The sequence below is a fragment of the Enterobacter cloacae complex sp. P40C2 genome (assembly GCF_014930695.1).
GTDB classification, from domain to species: domain Bacteria; phylum Pseudomonadota; class Gammaproteobacteria; order Enterobacterales; family Enterobacteriaceae; genus Enterobacter; species Enterobacter pasteurii.
Window position 1 is genome coordinate 25,866 of record NZ_JADBRP010000007.1, and the last position, 24,887, is coordinate 50,752.

At 57.2% G+C, this 24,887-nt stretch carries 22 protein-coding genes; 14 read left to right on the plus strand and 8 right to left on the minus strand.

Translation table 11 applies throughout. The features are described 5' to 3' along the window. Positions 1-64 precede the first annotated feature (64 nt). Complete coding sequence (gene tcdA / locus IM304_RS14325) at positions 65-871, plus strand: tRNA cyclic N6-threonylcarbamoyladenosine(37) synthase TcdA (protein ID WP_176609585.1); 807 nt, start codon at positions 65-67, stop codon at positions 869-871. Here tcdA and csdE read toward each other — a convergent pair. Then, positions 862-1,308, minus strand: a complete 447-nt coding sequence (csdE, locus tag IM304_RS14330; RefSeq protein WP_193356108.1) for a cysteine desulfurase sulfur acceptor subunit CsdE — start codon at positions 1,306-1,308, stop codon at positions 862-864. The genes tcdA and csdE overlap by 10 nt on opposite strands. Further along, entirely contained in the window at positions 1,308-2,513 is a 1,206-nt protein-coding gene (csdA, locus tag IM304_RS14335; RefSeq protein WP_193356107.1) for a cysteine desulfurase CsdA, read from the minus strand. The genes csdE and csdA overlap by 1 nt, the downstream gene beginning before the upstream one ends. Before the next feature lie 192 nt (positions 2,514-2,705). On the opposite strand from csdA, the gene IM304_RS14340 reads away from it, so the two are divergent. The 4 genes from IM304_RS14340 (at position 2,706) to rlmM (ending at position 5,726) form a co-directional block, all read left to right on the plus strand. Continuing rightward, entirely contained in the window at positions 2,706-2,933 is a 228-nt protein-coding gene (locus IM304_RS14340) for a YgdI/YgdR family lipoprotein (RefSeq protein ID WP_003862759.1), read from the plus strand. Between the two features lie 347 nt (positions 2,934-3,280). Beyond that, entirely contained in the window at positions 3,281-4,198 is a 918-nt protein-coding gene (gene gcvA / locus IM304_RS14345) for a glycine cleavage system transcriptional regulator GcvA (RefSeq protein WP_003862758.1), read from the plus strand. A gap of 39 nt (positions 4,199-4,237) precedes the next feature. Continuing rightward, complete coding sequence (locus IM304_RS14350) at positions 4,238-4,633, plus strand: DUF423 domain-containing protein (RefSeq protein WP_148421159.1); 396 nt, start codon at positions 4,238-4,240, stop codon at positions 4,631-4,633. Beyond that, positions 4,626-5,726 carry a 23S rRNA (cytidine(2498)-2'-O)-methyltransferase RlmM gene (rlmM, locus tag IM304_RS14355; RefSeq protein WP_176609588.1) on the plus strand — a complete coding sequence of 367 codons (1,101 nt, stop codon included), beginning with the start codon at positions 4,626-4,628 and terminating at the stop codon, positions 5,724-5,726. Before IM304_RS14350 ends, rlmM begins: the two co-directional genes overlap by 8 nt. 97 nt (positions 5,727-5,823) lie before the next feature. On the opposite strand, the gene xni is transcribed toward rlmM, so the two are convergent. The 5 genes from xni to queF all read right to left on the minus strand — a co-directional run bounded on the left by xni (position 5,824) and on the right by queF (position 12,239). Next, positions 5,824-6,579 carry a flap endonuclease Xni gene (xni, locus tag IM304_RS14360; protein WP_193356106.1) on the minus strand — a complete coding sequence of 252 codons (756 nt, stop codon included), beginning with the start codon at positions 6,577-6,579 and terminating at the stop codon, positions 5,824-5,826. Between the two features lie 112 nt (positions 6,580-6,691). Then, the gene (locus IM304_RS14365; RefSeq protein ID WP_148421165.1) at positions 6,692-8,059 is read right to left on the minus strand and encodes an L-serine ammonia-lyase; all 1,368 of its coding nucleotides are present in this window, start codon (positions 8,057-8,059) and stop codon (positions 6,692-6,694) included. A 62-nt stretch (positions 8,060-8,121) separates the two neighbouring features. Beyond that, entirely contained in the window at positions 8,122-9,411 is a 1,290-nt protein-coding gene (locus IM304_RS14370) for an HAAAP family serine/threonine permease (RefSeq protein WP_148421167.1), read from the minus strand. 504 nt (positions 9,412-9,915) lie between these two features. After that, positions 9,916-11,280 carry a nucleotide 5'-monophosphate nucleosidase PpnN gene (gene ppnN / locus IM304_RS14375; RefSeq protein WP_148421169.1) on the minus strand — a complete coding sequence of 455 codons (1,365 nt, stop codon included), beginning with the start codon at positions 11,278-11,280 and terminating at the stop codon, positions 9,916-9,918. Positions 11,281-11,396: 116 nt separating this feature from the next. Then, positions 11,397-12,239, minus strand: a complete 843-nt coding sequence (gene queF, locus IM304_RS14380) for an NADPH-dependent 7-cyano-7-deazaguanine reductase QueF (RefSeq protein WP_193356105.1) — start codon at positions 12,237-12,239, stop codon at positions 11,397-11,399. A 69-nt stretch (positions 12,240-12,308) separates the two neighbouring features. Here queF and syd point away from each other — a divergent pair, with 69 nt between their 5' ends. From syd to IM304_RS14420, 8 genes are all read left to right on the plus strand, one after another. Then, positions 12,309-12,854, plus strand: a complete 546-nt coding sequence (gene syd / locus IM304_RS14385; protein ID WP_148421173.1) for a SecY-interacting protein — start codon at positions 12,309-12,311, stop codon at positions 12,852-12,854. A gap of 632 nt (positions 12,855-13,486) precedes the next feature. Then, positions 13,487-13,816, plus strand: coding sequence for a YqcC family protein (locus tag IM304_RS14390; RefSeq protein ID WP_148421175.1), 330 nt, complete (start codon positions 13,487-13,489; stop codon positions 13,814-13,816). After that, complete coding sequence (gene truC / locus IM304_RS14395) at positions 13,813-14,598, plus strand: tRNA pseudouridine(65) synthase TruC (RefSeq protein ID WP_193356104.1); 786 nt, start codon at positions 13,813-13,815, stop codon at positions 14,596-14,598. Before IM304_RS14390 ends, truC begins: the two co-directional genes overlap by 4 nt. 15 nt (positions 14,599-14,613) lie before the next feature. Beyond that, entirely contained in the window at positions 14,614-15,063 is a 450-nt protein-coding gene (locus IM304_RS14400; RefSeq protein ID WP_148421179.1) for a flavodoxin, read from the plus strand. A gap of 310 nt (positions 15,064-15,373) precedes the next feature. Further along, a complete protein-coding gene (gudP, locus tag IM304_RS14405; RefSeq protein ID WP_148421181.1) occupies positions 15,374-16,729 on the plus strand; it encodes a galactarate/glucarate/glycerate transporter GudP in 1,356 nt (451 codons plus the stop codon). After that, positions 16,729-18,069 (plus strand): enolase C-terminal domain-like protein, encoded by a 1,341-nt coding sequence (locus IM304_RS14410; protein WP_193356110.1) that lies wholly within the window; start codon positions 16,729-16,731, stop codon positions 18,067-18,069. Before gudP ends, IM304_RS14410 begins: the two co-directional genes overlap by 1 nt. Before the next feature lie 15 nt (positions 18,070-18,084). Then, a complete protein-coding gene (gudD, locus tag IM304_RS14415; protein WP_193356103.1) occupies positions 18,085-19,422 on the plus strand; it encodes a glucarate dehydratase in 1,338 nt (445 codons plus the stop codon). A 77-nt stretch (positions 19,423-19,499) separates the two neighbouring features. After that, positions 19,500-20,639 carry a glycerate kinase gene (locus tag IM304_RS14420; protein ID WP_193356102.1) on the plus strand — a complete coding sequence of 380 codons (1,140 nt, stop codon included), beginning with the start codon at positions 19,500-19,502 and terminating at the stop codon, positions 20,637-20,639. Positions 20,640-20,724: 85 nt separating this feature from the next. Here IM304_RS14420 and barA read toward each other — a convergent pair whose 3' ends face one another. Then, on the minus strand, positions 20,725-23,484 hold the full coding sequence (gene barA, locus IM304_RS14425) for a two-component sensor histidine kinase BarA (protein ID WP_148421187.1): 2,760 nt from the start codon (positions 23,482-23,484) through the stop codon (positions 20,725-20,727). A gap of 57 nt (positions 23,485-23,541) precedes the next feature. Between barA and rlmD the strand changes: the two genes are divergently transcribed. Next, complete coding sequence (gene rlmD / locus IM304_RS14430; RefSeq protein ID WP_193356101.1) at positions 23,542-24,840, plus strand: 23S rRNA (uracil(1939)-C(5))-methyltransferase RlmD; 1,299 nt, start codon at positions 23,542-23,544, stop codon at positions 24,838-24,840. Positions 24,841-24,887 lie beyond the last annotated feature (47 nt).

Sequence of the window (24,887 nt, forward strand, 5' to 3'; positions counted from 1 at the left end):
TGAGCGCAATACGGATTAGGGTTCAGGGTGAGGAAAACCTCACCCTTTTTACATCTGAGGTTTTATGTCTGTGGTAATCAGCGATGCCTGGCGCCAGCGATTCGGCGGCACGGCACGGTTATACGGTGAAAAAGCCCTGCAGCTGTTCGCGGATGCGCACGTGTGCGTGGTGGGCATTGGCGGCGTCGGCTCCTGGGCGGCAGAAGCGCTGGCGAGAACCGGCATTGGCGCAATCACGTTGATTGATATGGATGATGTTTGCGTCACTAACACTAACCGTCAGATTCACGCCCTGCGTGATAGCGTCGGCCTGGCGAAGTCTGAGGTGATGGCGGAGCGTATTCGTCTGATCAACCCGGAGTGCCGCGTGACGGTGATTGACGACTTCGTGACGGCGGATAACGTCGCGGAGTACATGAGCAAAGGCTACAGCTACGTTATTGACGCCATCGACAGCGTGCGCCCGAAAGCGGCGCTGATCGCTTACTGCCGTCGCTATAAGGTGCCGCTGGTGACCACCGGCGGGGCGGGCGGACAAATCGATCCGACGCAGATCCAGGTGGCGGATCTGGCGAAAACCATTCAGGATCCGCTGGCCGCTAAGCTGCGCGAGCGCCTAAAAAGCGACTTCAACGTCGTGAAAAACAGCAAGGGCAAGCTGGGCGTTGACTGCGTGTTCTCCACCGAAGCGCTGGTGTATCCGCAGGCGGACGGCTCGGTCTGTGCGATGAAAAGCACGGCGGAAGGACCGAAGCGGATGGATTGCGCCTCAGGTTTTGGGGCAGCCACGATGGTGACTGCCACCTTCGGGTTTGTGGCGGTCTCGCACGCCCTGAAGAAGATGATGGCGAAGGCGGAGCGTCAGGCCTGAACCTGACGCGCGGCGTCCTGCACCGCGTCGCTGAGCGCGATTAACCCCTGTCCGCGCGAGGCGCTAAGCTGCGCGCGCAGTCCCAGCTCATCGAACAGCGCCAGCGGTGACTGCGCCAGCAGCGCCGCGGCGCTTTTTCCTTCGACCGCGGTCAACAGCACCGCCAGCAGGCCGCGAACGATGCGCCCTTCGCTGTCGCCAAAGAAATGCAGTTTCTCACCGGATACGCTAAACCCAAGCCAGACGCGGTTCTCGCAGCCTGCGATCTCTTTCGCCTGCGATTTCAGATCGTCCGAAAGCGCGGGCAACTGTTTACCCAGCAGGATCAGCTGACGGTATTTATCTTCCCACTGCGTGAGCGGGGCGAAGGTCTGTTTTAGCGTCTCTTCGGTAATAACGGAGCCGAATGGGTGTCCGGCTAAAGCTGAACTCGTCATTAATCCACCAGTAATTCAAGGGCGCGGTCAACGGCGGCAACCAGCGCGTCGACGTCACTTTTAGTGTTGTAGGGGGCAAAAGAGGCGCGCAGCGTACCGCTCACGCCCAGAGCCGCCAGCAGCGGCTGTGCGCAGTGCTGTCCGGCGCGCAGGGCTATGCCGTATCCGGCAAGCAGCGTCACCATATCGCTATGGTGCACCCCCGCGAAATCGAAGGCGAGCAGGCTGGAATCCTGCACGCGGAACGAACGAAAGCCGGGCCGTTTTTTAAGCTCCTCTTCAGCCAGCGTCGCCAGGCCACGGCTCCAGCTTTCTGCCTGAACCACGTCGGTTTCCGCCAGCCATTCGAGCGCGGCGCTCAGGCCGATGACTCCGGCCACGTTCGGCGTACCGGCTTCCAGACGGTAAGGCACCTCCTGGGTTTTAAACCCGTCGAAGGATACTTCGGTTATCATCTTGCCGCCACCGAGCCACGGCGTCATCCGGGCAAGCAGCTCGGGTTTACCGTACAGCGCGCCGATCCCGGTTGGGCCGTACAGTTTGTGCCCTGAGAACGCATAGAAGTCGATATCCAGCGCCTGGACGTCAGCCGGGAAATGCACTATCCCCTGCGCGCCGTCGACCATCACCACCACGCCGCTGGTGTGGGCAATCTCGATGGCGCGAGCCAGATCGGGGCAGCCGCCGGTGACGTTGGACATCTGCCCCAGCGCCAGAATGCGGCTGCGCGGGGTGATCAGCTCAGGCAGACGCGCTACGTCCGGCACAAGGTCTGCACCCAGCGGGAGCTTTACCACCCGCGCTCCCGTTTGTTCAGCCACCATAAGCCACGGCACCAGGTTGGCGTGATGTTCCGCCTCGCTGACGATAATTTCATCTCCAGCCCGCAGCAGCGGACGCGCGTAGCATTGCGCCACCATGTTAATGGCTTCGGTAGTGCCCCGCGTCCAGACGATGTTCTTACCGCTGTCGGCATTGATCAGGCGCGCGACCTGGTCGCGTGCGGCTTCGTATTGCGCCGTTAAGCGGCGGGCTTCGGCATACTGACTGCGGTGCACGCTCCCGGCGCTCAGGCTGTAAAACTGGCGGGTTGCCTCAATCACCGCCTGCGGTTTAAGGGCCGTGGCGGCGCTATCAAGGTAAATGCCGGCATCGGCCAGCGCGGGAAACTGTGCGCGAAACTGCGCGGGACTGAAAGCGTTCATGGCATTCCTCATATCGATCCTGCGATCGTCGCGCAATTTCAGCGGCAGGGCAAGGAAGTTGATATCTATCAGATTTGTCTGCTTATCCTGGCGAGTCTGAAAAAGCAGGTTATGCTAAATAGTGTTAGGCGGATGTTTTAGCCTGTTATAAATCGAGGTTTGAATAGCATTAATTGCTAAAGGAGAATAATCATGAAAAAGACAGCTGCAATCATTTCTGCCTGTGCGTTGACCTTTGCCCTGAGCGCCTGTTCTGGTAATAACTACGTAATGCATACCAACGATGGTCGATCTATCGTCTCTGAAGGGAAACCGACAACCGATAATGATACCGGTATGATTTCATACAAAGATGCTAACGGGAATAAGCAGCAGATTAACCGCACGGACGTGAAAGAGATGAAAGAGATCGAGCATTAACAGATCTCAGGCAAAAAAAAGCACCGCAAGTTGGCGGTGCTACATTAATCACTATGGACAGACAGGGTAAATGTACAGGAAGTGAAAAATTGGTAGCGTTGCTACCGTGGTCTGAATCGCAGACCAATTGCAAACACAACAACACAACATCACAACCGTAAGCCAAAAGCCCTTCAGAACACGCATTCCAAAAAAACTTTTCGTTCCGGCTCAGGAAGTGCCGCCACTATAGGTATTTGCTGGTAGTTCCTCAACGGACAAATTATAATGGCTCAGATAAAAAAAACTAATAGGTTAAACGTTGTTTCCTATATGTTAAATCTCGTTAACATCTAAGCCAGATAACCATGTCCAAGCGATTGCCACCCCTTAATGCATTACGTGTTTTTGATGCAGCAGCACGTCACCTTAGCTTCACCCGAGCAGCCGATGAGCTTTTTGTGACGCAGGCCGCAGTAAGTCATCAAATCAAGTCTCTGGAGGATTTTCTGGGCCTGAAGCTGTTCCGTCGCCGCAACCGATCGTTGCTGTTGACCGAAGAGGGACAGAGCTATTTTCAGGATATTAAAGAGATTTTTTCCCAGCTTACGGAAGCCACTCGCAAACTGCAGGCCCGCAGTGCAAAAGGGGCGCTCACCGTCAGTTTATTGCCCAGTTTTGCCATTCAGTGGCTGGTGCCGAGGCTCTCAAGCTTTAACTCAACTTATCCGGGAATCGACGTAAGGATCCAGGCTGTGGACCGTCAGGAAGACAAGCTGGCGGATGATGTGGACGTGGCAATTTTTTACGGTCGCGGTAACTGGCCGGGCTTGCGCGTGGAGAAATTATACGCAGAATATCTGCTGCCGGTCTGCTCGCCGCTGCTGCTGACGGGAGACAAAGCGCTTAAAACGCCCGCCGATCTGGCGCAACATACGCTTTTGCACGATGCTTCGCGCCGTGACTGGCAAACTTATACCCGCCAATTAGGTCTTAACCATATAAACGTGCAGCAGGGGCCCATCTTTAGCCATAGTGCGATGGTGCTACAGGCTGCCATTCACGGGCAGGGCGTGGCGCTGGCCAATAACGTCATGGCGCAGTCCGAAATTGAGGCAGGCCGACTGGTTTGCCCATTTAATGATGTTCTGGTCAGCAAGAATGCGTTTTATCTGGTTTGTCATGACAGTCAGGCAGAACTGGGTAAAATAGCCGCTTTCCGGCAGTGGATACTGGCGAAAGCGGCAAGCGAGCAAGAAAAATTCCGCTTCAGGTATGAACAATAACTTTTGTGTGCCGGGCACGCATCACTTCAGGACATAAACATGACCAGCCGATTCATGCTGATTTTCGCCGCGGTGAGTGGCTTTATTTTTGTAGCTCTGGGCGCGTTTGGCGCGCATGTGTTAAGCAAGTCTTTGGGCGTTGTGGAGATGGGCTGGATCCAGACCGGCCTTGAGTATCAGGCGTTCCACACGCTGGCGATTTTTGGGCTGGCGGTGGCGATGCAGCGCCGCATCAGCATCTGGTTTTACTGGAGCAGCGTCTTCCTGGCGCTGGGTACCGTACTGTTCAGCGGCAGCCTCTACTGTCTGGCGCTGTCGCATTTACGCCTGTGGGCGTTTGTTACACCCGTCGGCGGCTTTAGCTTCCTGGCGGGTTGGGTATTAATGTTTATCGGAGCCATCCGTCTGAAACGCAAGGGCGTTGTTCATGAATAAGGTTGTTTTATATTGTCGCCCGGGGTTTGAGAAAGAGTGCGCCGCGGAAATCACCGATAAAGCGGCGAAGCGTGAAGTCTTCGGATTTGCTCGCGTCAAAGAGAACGCGGGCTACGTGGTATTTGAATGCTATCAGCCTGATGACGCCGACAGGCTGGCGCGTGAACTGCCGTTCAGCTCGCTGATCTTCGCCCGCCAGATGTTCGTTGCCGGCGAGCTGCTGAAGGATCTTCCGCCTGAAGACCGCATCACGCCGATTGTGGGCATGTTACAGGGCGTGGTGGAGAAGGGCGGCGATTTGCGCGTTGAGGTGGCCGACACCAACGAAAGCAAAGAGCTGATGAAGTTCTGCCGTAAGTTCACCGTGCCGCTGCGCGCAGCGCTGCGTGATGCGGGCGTGCTGACGAACTACGAAACGCCAAAGCGTCCGGTTGTGCATATCTTCTTTATTGCACCAGGCTGCTGCTATGCCGGTTACTCCTACACCACCAATAACTCGCCGTTCTTTATGGGGATCCCGCGTTTGCGCTTCCCGGCGGATGCGCCGAGCCGTTCAACCCTGAAGCTGGAAGAGGCGTTTCACGTCTTTATCCCGGCGGATGAGTGGGACGAGCGCCTGGCAAACGGCATGTACGCGGTCGATCTGGGAGCGTGCCCCGGCGGCTGGACCTATCAGCTGGTAAAACGCAACATGTGGGTGTCGTCCGTAGACAACGGCCCGATGGCGCAAAGCCTGATGGATACCGGACAGGTGACCTGGCTGCGTGAGGACGGTTTCCGCTATCGCCCGAACCGCAACAACATCTCCTGGATGGTGTGCGACATGGTAGAGAAACCGGCGAAAGTGGCGGCGCTGATGGCCTCCTGGCTGGTAAACGGCTGGTGCCGTGAGACGATTTTCAACCTCAAGCTGCCAATGAAAAAGCGCTACGAAGAGGTTTCTCAGAACCTGGCCTACATCCAGGAGCAGATGGATGAGCACGGCATTAACGTCGAGATCCAGGCGCGTCAGCTTTATCACGACCGCGAAGAGGTGACGGTACACATTCGTCGCTGGTGGGCCGCGGTGGGTGGGCGTCGCGACGAGCGATAGCTTCAGCTCACCCCTCACCCTAACCCTCTCCCCAAAGGGAGAGGGGATTCCTTGGTGCAGTCTCTTCCTCCTCACCCCTTTGGGGAGAGGTAGTACATTACCGCTCTAACCTTAACTGCTGCAAATTCCCGTCCAGCCGTAAATCCGTCTGCAGCGTCGCCACATCCCGGCAGGTAAACGCCATCTCTTTATGCGCCTCCAGCTTCTTGCGCCATTTTTCCGGCACCTCATCCAGCCTGGCGTAAATTCCTTCCAGACTCTGAAAATCCGTCAGCAGCTGCGCGGCGCTCTTCGGCCCAATACCGGCAACACCCGGAACCTTAGAGCTGCTGATGCCTGCCAGCCCCCAGTAATCCGGCAGCTGCTCAGGCGAGACGCCGAACTCGCCGGCAATAAACGGCGCGTCCAGCCAGCGCTTTTGAAAGTAGTCGCGGATGCGGATTGTCGGAGAGAGCAGCTGGCAGTAGCCTTTATCGGTTGAAACGATAGTGGCCTGATGCCCGGCGCTCGCGATTTTGACCGCCAGCGTTGCGGCTAAATCGTCAGCTTCGTTGCCGTGCGCGCCCCAGCACGGCACGCCCCGCTGCTCAAAGGCCGCGCGAATAACGGGCATTTCAGCGTGGAGATCGTCCGGCATGGGGGCGCGTCCGGCCTTGTAGTCCGGCAGGCGCTGGTGCCGCCAGCCGGTATTGCGGGCCTCGTCGTCGAATACGGCAACGGCATGGGTGGGTTCGCTATGGCGGATAAGCTGTTCCAGCGCGTGTAAACAGGTGTCCTTGCAGGGGGGGCCCTGGACCGCATGGATGCGGCGAATCAGGTTAAGTGCATCGACGATAAGCAAATGAACGGCCACAGATAATCTCCCTTCTGTCTAATGGCTGAAGGGTAACATTGTCAGGAGAGGGAAACTATTCGCAGCGGGGAAAAGAGGAAGAAGCCTCGCAAAACGAGGCTTCCAGAGCGGCTTAGTCGCAGGTAACGATCTTCATCGCCAGGCCGCCGCGGGAGGTTTCGCGGTATTTGGCGTTCATGTCCTTACCGGTTTCGTACATGGTTTCGATAACCTTGTCGAGGCAGACGCGCGGCTCGCTGGTGCGGCGCAGCGCCATACGGGCCGCGTTGACCGCTTTCACAGAGGCGATAGCGTTACGCTCGATGCACGGCACCTGTACCTGTCCGCCGACCGGGTCACAGGTCAGCCCCAGGTTATGTTCCATGCCGATTTCCGCCGCAATGCACACCTGCGCAGGGCTTGCGCCCAGCAGTTCGGCCAGTCCCGCCGCCGCCATAGAGCAGGCTACGCCCACTTCACCCTGACAGCCCACTTCCGCGCCGGAAATGGAGGCGTTCATCTTGTACAGTGAGCCAATCGCACTGGCCACCAGCATATAGCGCGCCAGGGAGTTTGCGTTTACTTCACGGATGAACTTGTCGTAATACGCCAGCACCGCCGGAACGATACCGCACGCGCCGTTGGTTGGCGCGGTAACCACGCGGCCACCCGCGGCGTTCTCTTCGTTCACCGCCAGCGCAAACATGTTGATCCAGTCAACGACGGCCATCGGGTCGGTGGTGGTTTTGTCGGTGCTGACCAGCATGCGGCGCAGCGCGGCCGCTCGACGCGGTACGCGCAGCTTGCCCGGCAGCACGCCTTCGGTGGTGATCCCGCGTTCGATACCGCTGCGCATCACCTCCCAGACGTTAGCGAAGTGCTGTTCCAGCTCCTCTTTGCTGTGCAGGGCCAGCTCGTTTTTCATCATCAGGCCGGAGAGGGAAAGGCCCGTCTCCCGGCAGTGACGCTGTAAATCGGCCGCGTTTTTGTACGGGTACGGCACGTCAACGGCGGAACTGTTGGTTTGACCAAAATGGTCTTCGTCAACGATAAAGCCGCCGCCGATGGAGTAATACGTCTGGCTGTAAACCGCTTTATCGCCGACCAGCGCGGTAATACGCATACCGTTTTCGTGCAGCGACAGGTTGTCCGCATGGAAATTCATGCAGTGGTCAACCGGGAATTCAACCTCGTGTTCGCCGTTCGCCAGCAGCAAACGACCGTGGGTGTTCACGTCCTGGATAAAGCCAGGTATTGCATCTATATCAACGGTATCCGGCAGATTACCCGCCAGCCCCATGATAATGGCAATATCGGTATGGTGGCCTTTACCGGTCAGGGAAAGGGAACCGTATACATCGACAACCACGCGGGTGATGTCGTGCAAAATGCCGCGTGCAATCAAGTCATCCGTGAATTGTTTACCGGCTTTCATTGGCCCGACGGTGTGAGAGCTGGAAGGACCAATACCGATTTTGAAGATATCGAATACGCTAATCATGATGCGTCCATTGCTTCAGTCAGAGGGGAGGAGTGCGCCGCCCGAGGACGGCGCAGGAGGTCTTAGCTGAACAGCGAGTAGAAAATGGCGGAGATGGCAATCAGACCCATCACAACAACGAACACGTTGCTGATGTGGCCGCTGTATTTACGCATCGCAGGCACTTTCTGAATCGCGTACATCGGCATCAGGAACAGAATCATCGCGATAATCGGGCCGCCCAGGGTTTCAATCATACCCAGAATGCTTGGGTTCAGGGTGGCTACTGCCCAGGTGGTCACCAGCATGAACAGCGCAGTGATTTTGTTCAGTCGGTTGATTTCAATGCTCTTGCCTTTACCGCGCAGAGATTTAATCACCATACCGTTGAAGCCTTCACGTGCGCCCAGATAGTGGCCCAGGAAGGATTTGGTGATAGCAATAATCGCGATAATAGGCGCCATCCACGCAATCAGCGGTGCGTTAAAGTGGTTTGCCAGGTAAGACAGAATAGAGATGTTCTGCTCTTTCGCCGCCGCCAGGTCTGCCGGGGAGAGGCTCAGCACGCAGCTGAACACGAAGAACATCACGGTCAGTACCATCATGATGTGCGCGCGAGCCAGGATGCTGGAGCACTTCTTCTCTGCGCCATTGCCGTACTCTTCACGCTTCGCAACCGCGAAGGAGGAGATGATTGGCGAGTGGTTGAAGGAGAACACCATTACCGGGATTGCCAGCCACAGGGTCAGCAGCAGGCCGTTACCGGTCGCGGATGCGCTGCTCAGGGACAGCGTTTCCAGCGCGGCGCCGTTCCACTGTGGGATCAGGTACAGCGCCAGCAGCATCAGGGCAGCAACAAACGGGAATACCAGCACGCTCATCGCTTTCACGATCATCTGTTCGCCGAAGCGGACGATGGTCATCATGCCGACGATCAGGATCAGGGACAGGATCGCGCGCGGCGGCGGAGTCATCTGCAGCTGGTGCATCATGAAGCTTTCAACGGTGTTGGTAATAGCCACGCTATAAACCAGCAGAATGGGGTAAATCGCGAAGAAGTAGAGCAGGGTAATCAGCTTACCCGCGCCAACGCCGAAGTGTTCTTCAACGACTTCAGTGATGTCTTCGCCCGGGTTTTTACCGGACAGCACGAAGCGGGTCAGACCGCGGTGTGCAAAGAAGGTCATCGGGAAGGCGATGATGGCCATGATGATCAGCGGAATCAGACCGCCGACACCCGCGTTGATAGGAAGGAACAGTACACCAGCGCCGATTGCCGTGCCGTAAAGGCCAAGCATCCACATGGTATCCGTTTTGCGCCAACCGCTTCGGGATTCAATCGAAGCAACGGTGCTGGTTTGAGTGGTTTCCATCTGTATCTCCTGGAGGAAGCAAATTGTCAGGTTTTTAGTCAAATCCGATGAAAAAGTGCCTGACGGTAATATGAAATTCGTTCAGTGACGGTTTTTTAATAATTTTTGCCCGTAACTATTGGCGGGCGGAAAGATACATTCTAGTTATGAATCTATCAGTGATCTCGATCCCAAATGCAATAATCCACTTATGAAGTGGGCATATTTAGTCCATTTATCTGTTAAAAAAACGTCAAAGAGGATTTACGGGCGCGAAGGCTACCATTAACGACATGTTTTCGAAAAGGCTGCCCCGCGAGATAGGTGTCTTTCGCTGAAAAGAAATGGGTTTTTAGGATTTTCTGGCAGGTTATTTTGATTAAGGCTAATTATTTACGGTTTCAAAAACCATGTAATCGTTTGCGTTGGCGGCGGATTTGTTAATAGCATTAAAGATGTCTATGAATTGCATCACTAATAAAAAAGCCGGATAACAATCCGGCCTGAGGGGAAGGTGCAAACGGGTTACTTGATGATTTCGTAACACGGAATATAGGCAGAGCCCGGAAGCTTCATGCGGTGCTGAGCCACAAAGCCCTGCAGCATGTCATCCATGCGGCGCATCATCTCCGGGTCACCGTGGATCTTATACGGCCCGAACTCCTCAATCGCGCGGATCCCAACCTCTTTAACGTTGCCCGCCACGATGCCCGAGAAGGCGCGACGCAGGTCGGCAGCCAGCACTTCTACCGGCTGATCCGGGTAGAGCTTCAGGTTCGCCATGTTCTCATGCGACGGCTCGAAGGGGATTTGCAGGTCCGGTGCGATACGGATGGACCAGTTAAAGCTGTAGGCATCCCCGGTATCACGACGGTTCTCTTTCACCAGCGGCATCGCTTTTTTCATCTGGCGCGCCACTTCTGCGGCATCGTCGATGATAATGCGATAGTGACGGCGCGCGTCTTCCCCCAGCGTATGAACGATAAACTCGTCCAGCACGCGGAAGTAGTCGGCACTCTCTTTCGGCCCGGTCAGGATCAGCGGCAGAACCTGATCTTTGTTGGCCGGGTTCATCAGGATCCCCAGCAGGTAAAGCAGCTCTTCCGCCGTACCGACGCCGCCCGGGAAGATGATGATGCCGTGAGCGATACGGACAAACGCCTCAAGGCGTTTTTCGATATCCGGCATGATAATCAGTTCGTTAACCAGCGGGTTAGGTGGCTCCGCTGCGATGATGGACGGTTCGGTCATGCCGATAAAACGCCCCTCTTTATAGCGCTGCTGAGCATGGCCTACCGCGGCACCTTTCATCGGGGCTTCCATCGCTCCCGGCCCGCAGCCGGTACAGATGTTCAGCTCGCGCAGGCCGAGCTGATTACCCACGCGGCGGGCGTACAGGTATTCGGTTTCGTTAATGGAGTGACCACCCCAGCAGACGACCATGTTCGGCGCTTCGCCAACGTGCAGGGCGCGGGCGTTACGCAGAATGGAGAAGACCAGGTTGGTGATATGAACGGAGCTTTCCAGGTCGAGATGCTGGAAACGACCGGCGTTGCTGATCTGCCCGTTAACAAACAGGATGTCGCGCAGCACGGCAAACAGGTTGGCCTGAAGGGAGCGAATAATACGCCCGTCAACAAACGCCTCTTCCGGCGGGTTAATGACCTCAAGCTTCACGCCGCGCTCGCGGCGCAGCACGTTGATATCGAAACTTTCGAAGCGGGACAGCAGCTCTTTACTGTTGTCGGTCAGGCTTCCGGAGTTCAGTACGGCAAGTGAACAGTTACGAAACAGTTGATAAAGGTCGCTACTGGCGGTGCGTTTAAGCATGTCCACTTCCAGCTGCGACAACATATCCATAGAGCCAAGCGGGCTAATATGTGTAATCAAGTGAGCTCCTTATGGGACGATTATCGTCTTTCCCTGTTGATTACAATAGCCCTGGCTTATGACGTTTCACAACACTTCGGGCGGAATACCGCCCGCATATTGTGAAAATATTTATCTTACTGACGCACCAGCCGTCCGGTAGCGGGCACAAAATCGGTATTGGTGCGCCACGGGTTGATATCCAGACCGCCGCGGCGGGTATAGCGGGCGTACACGCTGAGCTTTTCTGGCCGGCAGAAACGCTGAATATCGTTAAAGATGCGCTCCACGCACTGCTCGTGAAACTCGTTGTGATGGCGGAACGACACCAGGTAACGCAGCAGCTTTTCCCGGTCAATTTTCGGGCCGCGATACTGAATCTGAACGGAGCCCCAGTCCGGCTGGTGGGTGATAAGGCAGTTGGATTTCAGCAGATGGCTGACCAGCGTCTCTTCCACGATCTTTCCGCTCGCTGCGTTTTCGAGGTAGTCGGCGCTGAATTCGTAGCTCTCTATCTCAATATTCTGGTCGTCGATGCAGGTGCCGTGGAAATGGGCGATGGGCTGCCCCTCCAGTTCATGCAGACGGTATAACGACACGGACACGTCTCCCTGCGCGCAGGCGCGTAAATCCCGCTCAAGGGTCTGCTGAACGTCGTCCCAGCTGTTGAATCGGGTCTGGTTGAAGCTGTTGAGATAGAGCTTGAAGCTTTTGGACTCGACCAGGTTCACGCTGGCGTAGTCCAGCTCAACGTGGCCCACGGCCACCTGCGGCAGACCGCGCGCGTTCAGCCAGGAGAGTTCATACAGCGTCCAGATGTCGCCGCCGACAAACGGCAGCGCGTCGGCGTGAAGGCAAAGCGGATCGCGGTTCAGGCTGCGCGGCACGCCCTGAAGCAGGCTTGCGTCGTAGGTGTCGCGGTAATCGGTCGATTTACCCAGCGTTAAGCCCGTTAACGCCTGATGATTTTCGTAAGACATGTTTCATAGCCACTTTACAGGTACACTTAAGGGCTGAGTTTATCCTGTCTTACAAGAAGAGAGAAATCGGTGGATATCGAAACTGCAAATGCCCTGACAACCTTCACGACCCGCTATTGCGATGCCTGGCATGAAAAGCAGGGGACGTGGCCGCAAAGTACCGAACTGCATGGCGTGCCGTCACCGTGCATTATCTCTTCGCAGGATGATTACGTTATCTGGCAGCCGAAACCGTTTACCGGCGAGCAGAACGTAAAGGCGGTTGAACGCGCCATGGACATTGTGATACAACCTGCGCTTCATGCGTTTTATACCACGCAGCTTGCCGGGGATATGAGCGCATGCTTTGCTGAGCAGCCGCTGACGCTGCTGCAAACCTGGAGCGAGGACGATCTCCAGCGCGTTCAGGAAAACCTCATCGGTCACCTGGTCACGCAAAAACGCCTTAAGCTCTCTCCGACTCTCTTTATTGCGACGCTCGACAGTGAACTGGACGTTATTTCCGTCTGCAATCTGTCTGGCGAGGTCATTAAAGAGACGCTCGGCACCCGCAATCGCGATGTTCTCGCGCCTTCCCTTGCGGATTTCCTTAACCGACTTGAGCCGCTTCTGTAATCCATGATGCTACTGTGTGTGTGAGAGATCTCTTACACGCTCTGTGAGACATCGCCGAAACAATTAGTATTGTCTTAGGGATTTCAGAATAATATTAACTTCGGTTTCAACAGGTTAGCGCTTTTCTTAAACGATACCCCCCGTTTCGTCTGGCTTACATTGCTTACAGGGTGGGTTGTAAGACGAAGCAGAATAGCGGATTCTATCTCTGTCGACAGGACGCCGACACGAGAAACGAACATCAGGATGATGGCGTTTCTTAACAGGAACACGTCAGGATGACGCCGCAGGAAGGCTTCAGGATGAAGCGAAGTGGAGCACGCAGGATGCGTAAGGGACACCTCCAGGAAGGAGAACGAGAGCCGGTCAGGATGGTCGGTGGGTCAGGATGGCCAGGACGTTTCAGGAAGAAACATACACGTCAGGATGATGTGTGCAGGATGCAAAAGGTAAACGGATGACCAGGCCTTCGGGCATCAGGAAAAGTTGTCACGGATGAGCAGGGAGCACGTATTGTAGCTGGATTGCTGCGAAACGAACCGGGAGCACTGTTTTTACAGTGCTCCCTTTTTTTATTTCTGACTTCCGCAATGCTATGCTTCGCGCCATTCCGTTTTTCAGTTGAGGTTACTATGACGCATCACGATAGCGTTCGTGCACAGCTGCACGCCATCGAAGCCCTTATGCGCCAGCATCAGCTGTGGCAGGATAACGCGCCGCAGCCGGAAGCGTTCGCCAGCACCCAGCCGTTTTGTCTGGATACCCTGGCCCCGTTCGAGTGGCTCCAGTGGGTATTACTTCCGCGCATGCACGCGCTGCTGGAAGGTGGCCACGCGTTGCCACAGTCGTTTGCCGTCTCCCCTTATTACGAAATGGCGCTGGAAGCGACCCACCCGGCGCGCGCAGTGATGCTGGCGGAGCTGGAAAAGCTGGATGCGCTTTTCGCCGGTGACGATGCATGACGCTTGAGATCCTGTATCAGGATGAGTGGCTCGTGGCGGTGAATAAGCCGTCCGGCTGGCTGGTGCACAGAAGCTGGCTCGATCGCGATGAGAAGGTCGTGGTCATGCAGACCGTGCGCGATCAGATCGGTCAGCACGTCTTTACCGCCCATCGTCTGGACCGGCCTACCTCCGGCGTGCTGCTGATGGGGCTGTCCAGTGAGGCCGGGCGCCTGCTGGCGCAGCAGTTTGAACAGCACCAGATCCAGAAACGCTACCACGCCATTGCGCGCGGCTGGCTGACGGACGCCGCCACGCTTGATTATCCGCTGGTGGAGGAGCTGGATAAAATCGCCGATAAGTTTGCCCGTGATGATAAAGGCCCGCAGCCAGCGGTGACCGATTATCGCGGGATGGCGACCGTCGAGCTGCCGGTGGCGACCGGTAAATTTCCCACCACGCGCTACAGCCTGGTTGAGCTTTTGCCCAAAACCGGGCGCAAGCACCAGCTTCGTCGTCACCTTGCGCACCTGCGCCATCCAATCATCGGCGACAGCAAGCACGGCGATCTGCGCCAGAACCGCAGCGCGGCAGAGCACTTCGGCTGTAACCGGCTGATGCTGCACGCCAGCGAGCTGTGCCTGACGCACCCGTTCACCGGTGAACCGCTGACTCTCCGCGCGGGGCTGGACGATGTCTGGATGCAGGCGCTGTCACAGTTTGGCTGGCTGGGACAACTCCCCGAAAATGAAAGGGTTGAGTTTGCCGCAGGCAACGTTCAGGATGAACGGCAGGCGCAATAATTACGGGAGCAAAGCATGGCTGAAGTAGGCATTTTTGTCGGCACGATGTACGGCAACTCGCTGCTGGTGGCGGAGGAAGCGGAAGCGATCCTCGCAAATCAGGGCCATAAGGCGACGGTCTATGAAGATCCGCAGCTGGAGGACTGGGAAAAATACAAAGACAACTACATCCTCATCGTGACGTCTACCACGGGGCAGGGCGATCTGCCGGACAGCATCATGCCGCTTTTCCAGGGGATAAAAGATCGGCTTGGCTACCAGCCAGACGTGCGTTACGGCATCATCGCGCTGGGTGACAGCTCCTATGCTAACTTCTGCGGCGGCGGCAAGCAGTTCGACGCGCTGTTGCAGGAACAGAGCGCTCAGCGCGTCGGCGAAATGTTGCTGATTGATGCCGGTGAGCATCCTGAACCAGAAAGCGAGTCAAATCCGTGGGTTGAACGCTGGGCAACCCTGCTGAAATAACCCTGACGATACGACACGCAGGCCGGGTAAGGCGTAGCCGCCACCCGGCCATACAGCCCGCCCCAAACCCCAATTCCGTGAACCACCTTCCACTTCCTTGGGCTTATGCCATAAACAACCTCTCACACACCCTTCAATACTGTGTTTTTGCACGGTGAGAGAACGCGTCACTCCTTCATATACTTTTCCCGTCACTATAAAACGGCTCAAGGCCGTACCAAAACGATCCAATACAACTCTCTCATTCTGATTACCCTACAGGTGCCGTACAGAATGAACCAGGCGAAAGCTATGATTCAGGAGTGCAACTATGAGTACATTAAGCCAGGCGGCGAGCAGCGCTGAAAAGCGCACCAATGCTCGCTACTGGATAGTGGTGATGCTGTTTATCGTCACATCCTTTAACTACGGCGACCGCGCGACGCTGTCGATTGCCGGTTCTGAAATGGCAAAAGATATCGGGCTCGATCCGGTTGGTATGGGTTATGTTTTCTCCGCGTTTTCATGGGCCTATGTTATCGGCCAAATTCCTGGCGGCTGGCTGCTGGACCGCTTCGGCTCCAAGCGGGTCTACTTCTGGTCCATCTTTATCTGGTCGATGTTTACCCTGCTGCAGGGCTTCGTCGATATCTTTAGCGGCTTCGGCATTATCATTGCGCTCTTTACTCTCCGCTTCCTGGTGGGCTTAGCGGAAGCGCCATCCTTCCCCGGTAACAGCCGCATTGTGGCAGCCTGGTTCCCGGCGCAGGAGAGGGGAACGGCGGTAGCCATCTTCAACTCGGCGCAATACTTCGCGACGGTTATTTTCGCCCCAATCATGGGCTGGCTGACGCACGAGGTGGGCTGGTCACACGTCTTCTTCTTTATGGGTGGACTGGGGATCGTTATCAGCTTTGTCTGGCTGAAAGTGATCCACGAACCGAACCAGCACCCGGGCGTGAACAAGAAGGAGCTGGACTACATTGCTGAAGGCGGGGCGCTGATCAATATGGATCAGAAAACCCAAAAAGCCAAAGTTCCGTTCAGCCAGAAATGGGCGCAGATCAAACAGCTCGTCGGCACACGCATGATGATCGGTATCTATCTCGGCCAGTACTGCATCAACGCCTTGACCTACTTCTTCATCACCTGGTTCCCGGTTTATCTGGTGCAGGCGCGCGGCATGTCGATTCTGAAGGCGGGCTTCGTCGCCTCCGTTCCGGCCATCTGCGGCTTTGTGGGCGGAGTGCTCGGCGGGGTCATTTCCGACTGGCTGATGCGCCGTACCGGTTCGCTGAATATTGCGCGTAAAACGCCAATCGTGCTCGGCATGCTGCTCTCCATGACCATGGTGTTCTGCAACTACGTCAGCGCGGAGTGGATGATCATCGGCTTTATGGCGATGGCCTTCTTCGGTAAAGGCATTGGCGCGCTGGGCTGGGCGGTGATGGCAGATACCGCGCCGAAAGAGATCAGCGGCCTGAGCGGCGGCCTGTTCAACATGTTTGGCAACATTTCCGGCATTGTCACCCCAATCGCGATCGGTTACATCGTCGGCACCACCGGCTCCTTCAATGGCGCGCTGATTTACGTTGGTGTCCATGCGCTGGTAGCGGTGCTCAGCTATCTGGTACTGGTGGGCGACATCAAGCGTATCGAACTCAAACCTGTCGTGGAGCGCGGATGATGACAACGCAATCAAGCCCGGTCGTCACTGAGATGAAGGTTATCCCGGTGGCGGGGCAGGACAGCATGCTGCTCAACATTGGGGGCGCGCATAACGCCTGGTTTACCCGTAATATCGTGGTGCTGACCGACAGCGCAGGCAATACCGGCGTGGGTGAAGCGCCGGGCGGAGAGGTGATTTACCAGACGCTGGTCGATGCCGTCCCGCAGGTGGTAGGGCAGGAAATCGCCCGCCTGAATAAGGTGGTTCAGCGGGTGCACAAGGGTAACCAGTCGGCGGATTTTGACACCTTCGGAAAAGGCGCCTGGACGTTTGAGCTGCGCGTTAACGCGGTGGCGGCCCTGGAGGCGGCTCTCCTCGATTTACTCGGCAAGGCGCTGAACGTGCCGGTCTGCGAGCTGCTGGGGCCTGGCAAACAGCGTGATGCGGTAACGGTGCTGGGCTATCTGTTCTATGTTGGCGACCGGACGAAAACCGATCTGCCGTATCTGGAGCGCTCGCCGGGCAGCCACGAGTGGTATCACCTGCGTCACCAGGAGGCGCTTTCCGCCGACGCGGTTGTGCGCCTGGCGGAAGCGGCGCAGGATCGCTACGGCTTTAAGGACTTCAAGTTGAAAGGCGGCGTCCTGCCGGGCGAGCAGGAGATTGACAGCGTGCGCGCGTTGAAAAAACGTTTCCCGGAGGCGCGCATCACCGTCGATCCGAACGGCGCATGGCTGCTGGATGAAGCCATCGCGCTGTGTAAAGGGCTGGGCGACGTGCTGACCTACGCGGAAGACCCGTGTGGCGCGGAGCAGGGTTTCTCCGGCCGCGAAGTGATGGCGGAGTTCCGACGCGCCACCGGGCTGCCGGTCGCGACCAATATGATCGCCACCAACTGGCGCGAAATGGGCCATGCGGTGATGCTGAATGCGGTGGACATTCCGCTGGCGGACCCGCACTTCTGGACCCTTTCCGGCGCGGTGCGCGTGGCGCAGCTGTGCGATGACTGGGGGCTCACCTGGGGCTGCCACTCCAATAACCATTTCGACATTTCGCTGGCGATGTTTACCCACGTTGGCGCGGCGGCACCGGGCAACCCGACCGCCATTGATACGCACTGGATCTGGCAGGAAGGCGAAGCGCGCCTGACCAGGAATCCACTTGAAATCAAAAACGGCAGCATCGCCGTACCGGATGCGCCGGGGCTGGGCGTGGAGCCTGACTGGGATCGGATCCACCAGGCGCATGAAGCGTATAAAAAACTGCCGGGCGGCGCGCGCAACGACGCGGGCCCGATGCAATACCTTATCCCCGGCTGGACATTTGACCGTAAGCGCCCTGTTTTTGGACGTCACTGATAAAAGGATCGAACGATGAGCACTTTTTCTACCCCTGTAGTCACCTCCATGCAGATTATCCCCGTCGCGGGACATGACAGCATGTTGATGAACCTGAGCGGCGCTCACGCGCCGTTCTTCACCCGCAATATTGTGGTGATCAAGGACAACTCCGGGCACACCGGTGTGGGTGAAATCCCGGGCGGGGAGAAGATCCGTAAAACGCTGGAAGACGCCGTTCCGCTGGTGGTGGGCAAAACGCTGGGGGAATACAAAAACGTTCTGAACAGCGTGCGTAACACCTTTGCCGATCGCGATGCGGGCGGTCGTGGTCTGCAAACGTTTGACCTGCGTACCACCATTCACGTGGTGACGGGCATCGAAGCCGCAATGCTGGATCTGTTAGGCCAGCATCTGGGCGTCAACGTCGCATCCCTGCTGGGTGACGGCCAGCAGCGTAATGAAGTGGAGATGCTCGGTTACCTGTTCTTTATCGGCAACCGCAAGCTCACCCCGCTGCCGTACCAGAGCCAGCCGGACGAAAAATGCGACTGGTACCGGGTACGCCACGATGAAGCGATGACCCCGGACGCGGTGGTGCGCCTGGCAGAAGCCGCGTATGAAAAATACGGCTTTAATGACTTCAAGCTGAAAGGCGGCGTGCTGGCCGGTGAGGAAGAAGCGGAGGCGATCTCCGCGCTGGCGAAGCGCTTCCCGCAGGCGCGCGTGACGCTGGATCCGAACGGTGCCTGGTCCCTTGATGAAGCCATCAAAATAGGTAAGCAGCTAAAAGGCGTGCTGGCCTACGCGGAAGATCCGTGCGGCGCAGAGCAGGGTTACTCCGGGCGTGAGGTTATGGCGGAGTTCCGTCGCGCCACCGGACTGCCAACCGCCACCAACATGATCGCGACCGACTGGCGTCAGATGGGGCATACGCTCTCCCTGCAGTCGGTGGATATCCCGCTGGCAGATCCGCACTTCTGGACGATGCAGGGCTCGGTTCGGGTGGCGCAGATGTGCCACGAGTTTGGCCTGACCTGGGGTTCGCACTCCAACAACCACTTCGACATCTCGCTGGCGATGTTCACCCACGTGGCGGCCGCTGCGCCGGGCAAGATCACCGCAATTGATACCCACTGGATCTGGCAGGAGGGCAACCAGCGCCTGACCAAACGGCCGTTTGAAATCAAAGGCGGCATGGTGCAGGTTCCTTCCACGCCGGGTCTGGGCGTTGAGCTGGATATGGATCAGGTGATGAAAGCACATGAGCTGTATCAGAAACACGGGCTGGGCGCGCGTGACGATGCGCTGGCAATGCAGTACCTGATCCCTGAGTGGACATTCGACAATAAACGTCCGTGCATGGTACGATAAGCGCATTGGGACCGCTCCCACAAGCGGTCCCTTACGTGGTGTATGCTTAACGTAACTAACATGCGTAAGGATGGCTTATGAAAATTGTAATCGCTCCGGACTCGTATAAGGAAAGCTTGAGCGCGCTTGAGGTGGCGACAGCGATAGAGGACGGTTTTCGAGAAATTTTCCCGTCAGCTGACTATGTCAAATTGCCGGTTGCCGACGGTGGCGAAGGGACGGTAGACGCCATGGTGGCAGCCACTCATGGGCGCATTGTCCATGTTCCCGTCACCGGCCCCCTGGGTGAACGTGTCGAGGGGTTCTTCGGCTTATCCGGAGACGGTAAAAGCGCGTTTATCGAGATGGCGGCGGCGAGCGGTCTGGAGCTGGTGCCTCCCGCCAGGCGTAACCCGCTGGTCACCACCTCGTGGGGGACGGGCGAGCTCATCCGTCATGCGCTTGACGCAGGCGTTAAGCATATCATTATTGGCATTGGCGGCAGCGCGACCAACGACGGCGGCGCGGGCATGGTGCAGGCGCTGGGCGTAAAACTGCTGGATGCCAGCGGGCAGCCGGTAGGGCCGGGCGGCGGCGAACTGGCACGCCTTACGCATATTGACGTGGGCGGGCTGGATAAGCGGCTGGCCGCGTGTCGAATTGAAGTGGCCTGTGATGTGACCAATCCCCTGATCGGTGAAGCCGGCGCCTCAGCGGTATTTGGCCCGCAGAAAGGGGCGACGCCGGAAATGATCGGGGCGCTGGATAACGCGCTTGCCCATTACGCACAGATCATCGCCCGGGATCTGGATATTGACGTCTTAAACCTCGCGGGCGGCGGCGCGGCGGGCGGAATGGGCGCCGCGCTGTATGCATTTTGCGGCGCGCAGCTGCGTCAGGGCATTGAGATTGTCACTGATGCGCTGCATCTTGATGAACAGGTTGCGAACGCCGATCTGGTGATCACCGGTGAAGGCCGCATCGACAGCCAGACGATCCACGGCAAGGTGCCCGTTGGCGTGGCGCGAGTCGCGAAACGCTATAACAAACCGGTTATCGGCATTGCTGGCAGCCTGACGGCGGACGTTGGCGTGGTGCACGAGCACGGGCTGGATGCCGTATTCAGTGTGATATACACCATCTGTTCCCTGGAAGATGCGCTGGAAAATGCGCAACAGAACGTGCAGATGGCCGCACGAAATATTGCGGCGGTACTGAAAATGGGGCAGGGGATGTAGTTTCCCCTCACCCTGACCCTCTCCCCAAAGGGGCGAGGGGACTGTTGGTGCGGCCTTTATCCTTTGCCCTGAGGCCTCACCAGCGCTAGTTCCCTAACACCTTCATCGCTTCCCGCGTCACATTGTCCATCTCGTCCAGCAGCTCCAGGAACTCCGGTTCAAGCTCTGACTCTGGCGTTCCCGCGCGTAGCTGCTGCTCAAGCAGCTGGCAGAGATTTTTCAGCCGCGGTACGCCGCTGTAGCCGCAGCTACCGTGCAGCTTATGAATGGCTTCCAGCAGCCCGTCAGGGTTTTCTCCCACCAGCTGCTCTTCAACCTTGTTCCGTATTTCCGGCAGGAAGTCTACCAGCATTTGCAGCATATCCCTTGCCAGGTCGGCTTTGCCCGCCGCCTGGCGCAGCGCCAGCTGCCAGTCGAACGTGGCATTCTGGTTCACGCCGATCTCCGGCGATTCAGCGGAAACGGTGTATGTCCCGCCAATATGTCCCGGCTTGTAGCGCAGCAGCAGGCTGTGCAGCTTCTCTTCGTCGATCGGTTTCGCCAGATAATCGTTCATGCCCGCACCCAGCAGCTTCTCCTTCTGCCCGGCCATCGCGTGCGCCGTCACGGCAATCACCGGCGTCTGCTGCTGGTGCGGAAGCTGGCGGATCAGCTCACAGGCGCGGATGCCATCCATTCCCGGCATCTGAATATCCATCAGGATCAGGTCGAACTGCATCTGTTTGGCCTGTTCAACGGCTTCGGCACCGTTGGTACACAGCTCCACGTGCTGAACCTGATCCTCAAGCAGCACGCCAATCAGCTTCAGGTTTGCCGGGTTGTCGTCTACTGCCATCACCGTCATCGGGAGCTTGTGCTCATCGTTCGCCGGCAGAAGGGGCTGATGCGTCAGGCGACAATACTCGGTCAACGCAGGCAGCAGACGGGTTGCGGTGAGCGGTTTCAGCAGACACGCCGCCGCCCCGTCGTTTTTCAGCTCTTCGGCGTTGATTTGCGCGTGACACGGCAGAGCCAGCAGCAGGTAGTCCGTCATGGAAGCCGCCTTCGCAAGGCGCTCCTGCTGCATGGTCAGCTCGCCTGTAAATGTCACCGGAATACCCATCAGCAGGATATCGTAATGGTCGCTCGCCAGCGCCGAGAAGGTCGGGCTGTAGACCACCTCCAGCGGTGTAGTGCTCAACACGTCCAGCGTGCACTGCGCCGCGGCGGCGTTAGGTTCTACATAGGCCAGACGCATCCCTTTCAGGCAGTCGGTGACCGGGCCGTCGGTCTGCACGTTCGGGTTAAGATCGAGATTGATATGGAACCAGAAGGTTGAGCCCCGGTTAGGCTGGCTGTGGAAGGAGATATCGCCCCCCATCTCTTTCACCAGTTTTTGGGTGATCACCAGCCCCAGGCCCGTTCCGCCGTGGCGACGGGAAATGCTTGCATCGGCCTGGCGGAAAGCCTGGAACAGACGCGACTGATCGCGCTCCGGTATGCCAATACCGGTATCGCGGATCTGCACTTCTATCTGGACCTTATTATTACTGAGCGCCCGTTTTTCGACCAGGATGTCAATATTGCCGCTCTCGGTGAACTTAATCGCGTTGCCCACCAGATTGGTAATAACCTGCTGCAGGCGCAGCGGGTCGCCAATGACGTTATCCGGCACGTCGTTTTTGATATTGAGCGTCAGCTCCAGCCCTTTATCGTGCGAGGAGTGGGCAAGCAGCGTGACCACGTCATCCAGCGTGCTGCGCAGCGGGAACGGGATGCTTTCCAGAATCAGCTTGCCCGCTTCCAGCTTCGAGAAGTCCAGCACGTCGTTAATAATGGTCAGCAGGTTATTGGCCGAGCGTTCAATGGTATGCAGGTGGTCACGCTGGGTCGGATTCAGCTCGCTTTTGAGCGTCAGGCGGGTAAAGCCAATCACCCCGTTAAGCGGTGTACGCAGCTCGTGCGACATGTTCGCCAGGAACTCAGACTTAATGCGCGCCGCCTCCTGCGCGCGTTTTTTCGCCAGGTCCAGCTCCACGTTCTGGATCTCCATCTGCTCCAGCGTTTCACGCAGGTCCGAGGTGGCCTGGTCAACGTTGTGCTGCATCTCTTCGTGATAGGCCGCCAGCGACATTGCCATTGAGTTGATGCCGTTTTTCAGCATATCCAGTTCGCCGAGCATAAAGCCTTCTACGCGGCTGTCGAGCTGGCCGCGGCGGATCCGGTCAACGGTATTCACCATGTTGCGGATAGGTCCCGTGACGTCGCGCATCAGTCGCCAGCCGAAGATCAGCGCGATACCGATACAAAAGAGCATCATCACGCCGGAAATGAATATTTCTTTGTACTGCTGGAGACGCACCGACTTGAGATCCAGCTCCAGCGCCACATATCCCAGCATATTGTTGCTGGACTTGGCATCGGACTGGGCGGATTCATCAGGTGAATAGCTTTCCGAGACGATCGGCGTACGCAGGATCATGATATCGCCGCGCCGAAGAACCGTGAGATGGCGCGGGAAGGGGGTACCTTCCGGGATTTTCAGCGACGTGGGATCGAGATGAAAATTCGAGGTCACGAACAGCCGGTTATGCTCATCGTAAACGGAAATGGCGCGGACAATCTCTGAATGCCGGCGGTGCAGCACGCTGATTAACTGACCAATGGATTCGCGGTTTTGCAGGTTCATGCCGTACTCGCTGGAGACGGCCAGCGGTTCGATAATGCTGGCACCGGCATCTTCAAGCTGCCTCTGCAGATCGTTATAGCGGTGCACCACAAAGAAGATGCTCAGCAGCAAACCGATAAGAACGGTAGGAGCGAGGATCAAAATCATCATGCGCGCGCGCAGGCTGTAGTTGGTCATGGAGTTCCGTTATGGGACAATCAGGCTAATTATGTTTATTTGAGAAAAATCTCGGCGATGGCGCAATTCTACTCTGCAAAACGACGCGTGACGACGCGTCAGATCATAACTGTTGAAGCCACGGACCTCGATCCTTTCGGACAGGGGGTGACGCGTCACAATGGTAAGACCCTGTTTATCACAGGTTTGCTGCCGGGTGAACGAGCAGAAATTACGCTGACGGAAGACAAACGCCAGTACGCGCGCGGCCAGGTCAAGCGCCGTCTTGGTGATAGCCCGGATCGCGTAACGCCTCGCTGCCCCCATTTTGGCGTCTGCGGCGGCTGTCAGCAACAGCATGCCAGCACAGAATTACAGCAAAAAAGTAAAAGCAGCGCGCTGGCTCGCCTGCTTAAACACGACGTCAGTGACGTTGTTGCTGACCAGCCGTGGGGCTACCGCCGCCGCGCTCGCCTGAGCCTCAGCTATCAGCCAAAAACCGGGCGGCTGGAGATGGGTTTTCGTAAAGCCGGCTCCAGCGATATCGTCAATATCACGCGTTGCCCTGTTTTGGTGCCCCGTCTTGAGGCATTGCTTCCGGACGTGCACCACTGTCTTGCATCGCTGGATGGCGTGCGTTCGCTGGGCCATGTCGAACTGGTGCTGGCAAACAACGGTCCGCTGATGGTGCTGCGCCATACCGCGCCGCTGTCGAAGAAAGATCGCGAAAAACTGGAACGCTTTTCGCATTCTCACGAGCTTGCGCTTTTCCTCGCGCCGCAGAGCGAGATACTTGAGCAGGTAACGGGAGAAGCCCCCTGGTATGCGTCAGACGGGCTACGCTTAACGTTCAGCCCGCGGGATTTTATCCAGGTTAACGACGGCGTAAACCAGCAGATGGTAGCAAACGCGCTGGCGTGGCTTGACGTACAGCCAACCGATCGGGTGCTCGATCTGTTCTGCGGTATGGGGAACTTCACCCTGCCGCTGGCCCGCAGAGCAGAGAGCGTGGTCGGGGTGGAGGGCGTTGAGGCGCTGGTGGCGAAAGGCCAGGAGAACGCCCAACAGAACGGGTTGCAAAATGTGACATTCTTTCATCAAAATCTGGAGGAAGATGTCACGCAGCAACCGTGGGCTAAGCAGGGCTTCGATAAGATCCTGCTCGATCCGGCGCGCGCGGGTGCGCCGGGCGTGATGCAACATATAATTAAACTCGCGCCTGAACGCGTGGTCTATGTTTCCTGTAATCCGGCGACGCTTGCCCGGGACAGTGAAGCATTATTGAGCGGGGGTTACCAGATTCGGCGTCTGGCAATGCTGGACATGTTCCCGCACACTGGACATCTGGAATCGATGGTGTTGTTTGAGCACATCTAATGAGTTTGGCTTGTCGACTTCGACAGGCCCTTGTCCCTAAAGGAGAG

Excerpts from the sequence above, each read along its gene's own strand:
- tcdA (WP_176609585.1), top strand. The coding sequence starts at position 65 with ATGTCTGTGGTAATCAGCGATGCCTGGCGCCAGCGATTCGGCGGCACG.
- csdE (WP_193356108.1), bottom strand. The coding sequence starts at position 1,308 with ATGACGAGTTCAGCTTTAGCCGGACACCCATTCGGCTCCGTTATTACC.
- csdA (WP_193356107.1), bottom strand. The coding sequence starts at position 2,513 with ATGAACGCTTTCAGTCCCGCGCAGTTTCGCGCACAGTTTCCCGCGCTG.
- IM304_RS14340 (WP_003862759.1), top strand. The coding sequence starts at position 2,706 with ATGAAAAAGACAGCTGCAATCATTTCTGCCTGTGCGTTGACCTTTGCC.
- gcvA (WP_003862758.1), top strand. The coding sequence starts at position 3,281 with ATGTCCAAGCGATTGCCACCCCTTAATGCATTACGTGTTTTTGATGCA.
- IM304_RS14350 (WP_148421159.1), top strand. The coding sequence starts at position 4,238 with ATGACCAGCCGATTCATGCTGATTTTCGCCGCGGTGAGTGGCTTTATT.
- rlmM (WP_176609588.1), top strand. The coding sequence starts at position 4,626 with ATGAATAAGGTTGTTTTATATTGTCGCCCGGGGTTTGAGAAAGAGTGC.
- IM304_RS14365 (WP_148421165.1), bottom strand. The coding sequence starts at position 8,059 with ATGATTAGCGTATTCGATATCTTCAAAATCGGTATTGGTCCTTCCAGC.
- IM304_RS14370 (WP_148421167.1), bottom strand. The coding sequence starts at position 9,411 with ATGGAAACCACTCAAACCAGCACCGTTGCTTCGATTGAATCCCGAAGC.
- queF (WP_193356105.1), bottom strand. The coding sequence starts at position 12,239 with ATGTCTTACGAAAATCATCAGGCGTTAACGGGCTTAACGCTGGGTAAA.
- IM304_RS14390 (WP_148421175.1), top strand. The coding sequence starts at position 13,487 with ATGACGCATCACGATAGCGTTCGTGCACAGCTGCACGCCATCGAAGCC.
- truC (WP_193356104.1), top strand. The coding sequence starts at position 13,813 with ATGACGCTTGAGATCCTGTATCAGGATGAGTGGCTCGTGGCGGTGAAT.
- IM304_RS14400 (WP_148421179.1), top strand. The coding sequence starts at position 14,614 with ATGGCTGAAGTAGGCATTTTTGTCGGCACGATGTACGGCAACTCGCTG.
- gudP (WP_148421181.1), top strand. The coding sequence starts at position 15,374 with ATGAGTACATTAAGCCAGGCGGCGAGCAGCGCTGAAAAGCGCACCAAT.
- IM304_RS14410 (WP_193356110.1), top strand. The coding sequence starts at position 16,729 with ATGACAACGCAATCAAGCCCGGTCGTCACTGAGATGAAGGTTATCCCG.
- gudD (WP_193356103.1), top strand. The coding sequence starts at position 18,085 with ATGAGCACTTTTTCTACCCCTGTAGTCACCTCCATGCAGATTATCCCC.
- IM304_RS14420 (WP_193356102.1), top strand. The coding sequence starts at position 19,500 with ATGAAAATTGTAATCGCTCCGGACTCGTATAAGGAAAGCTTGAGCGCG.
- barA (WP_148421187.1), bottom strand. The coding sequence starts at position 23,484 with ATGACCAACTACAGCCTGCGCGCGCGCATGATGATTTTGATCCTCGCT.
- rlmD (WP_193356101.1), top strand. The coding sequence starts at position 23,542 with ATGGCGCAATTCTACTCTGCAAAACGACGCGTGACGACGCGTCAGATC.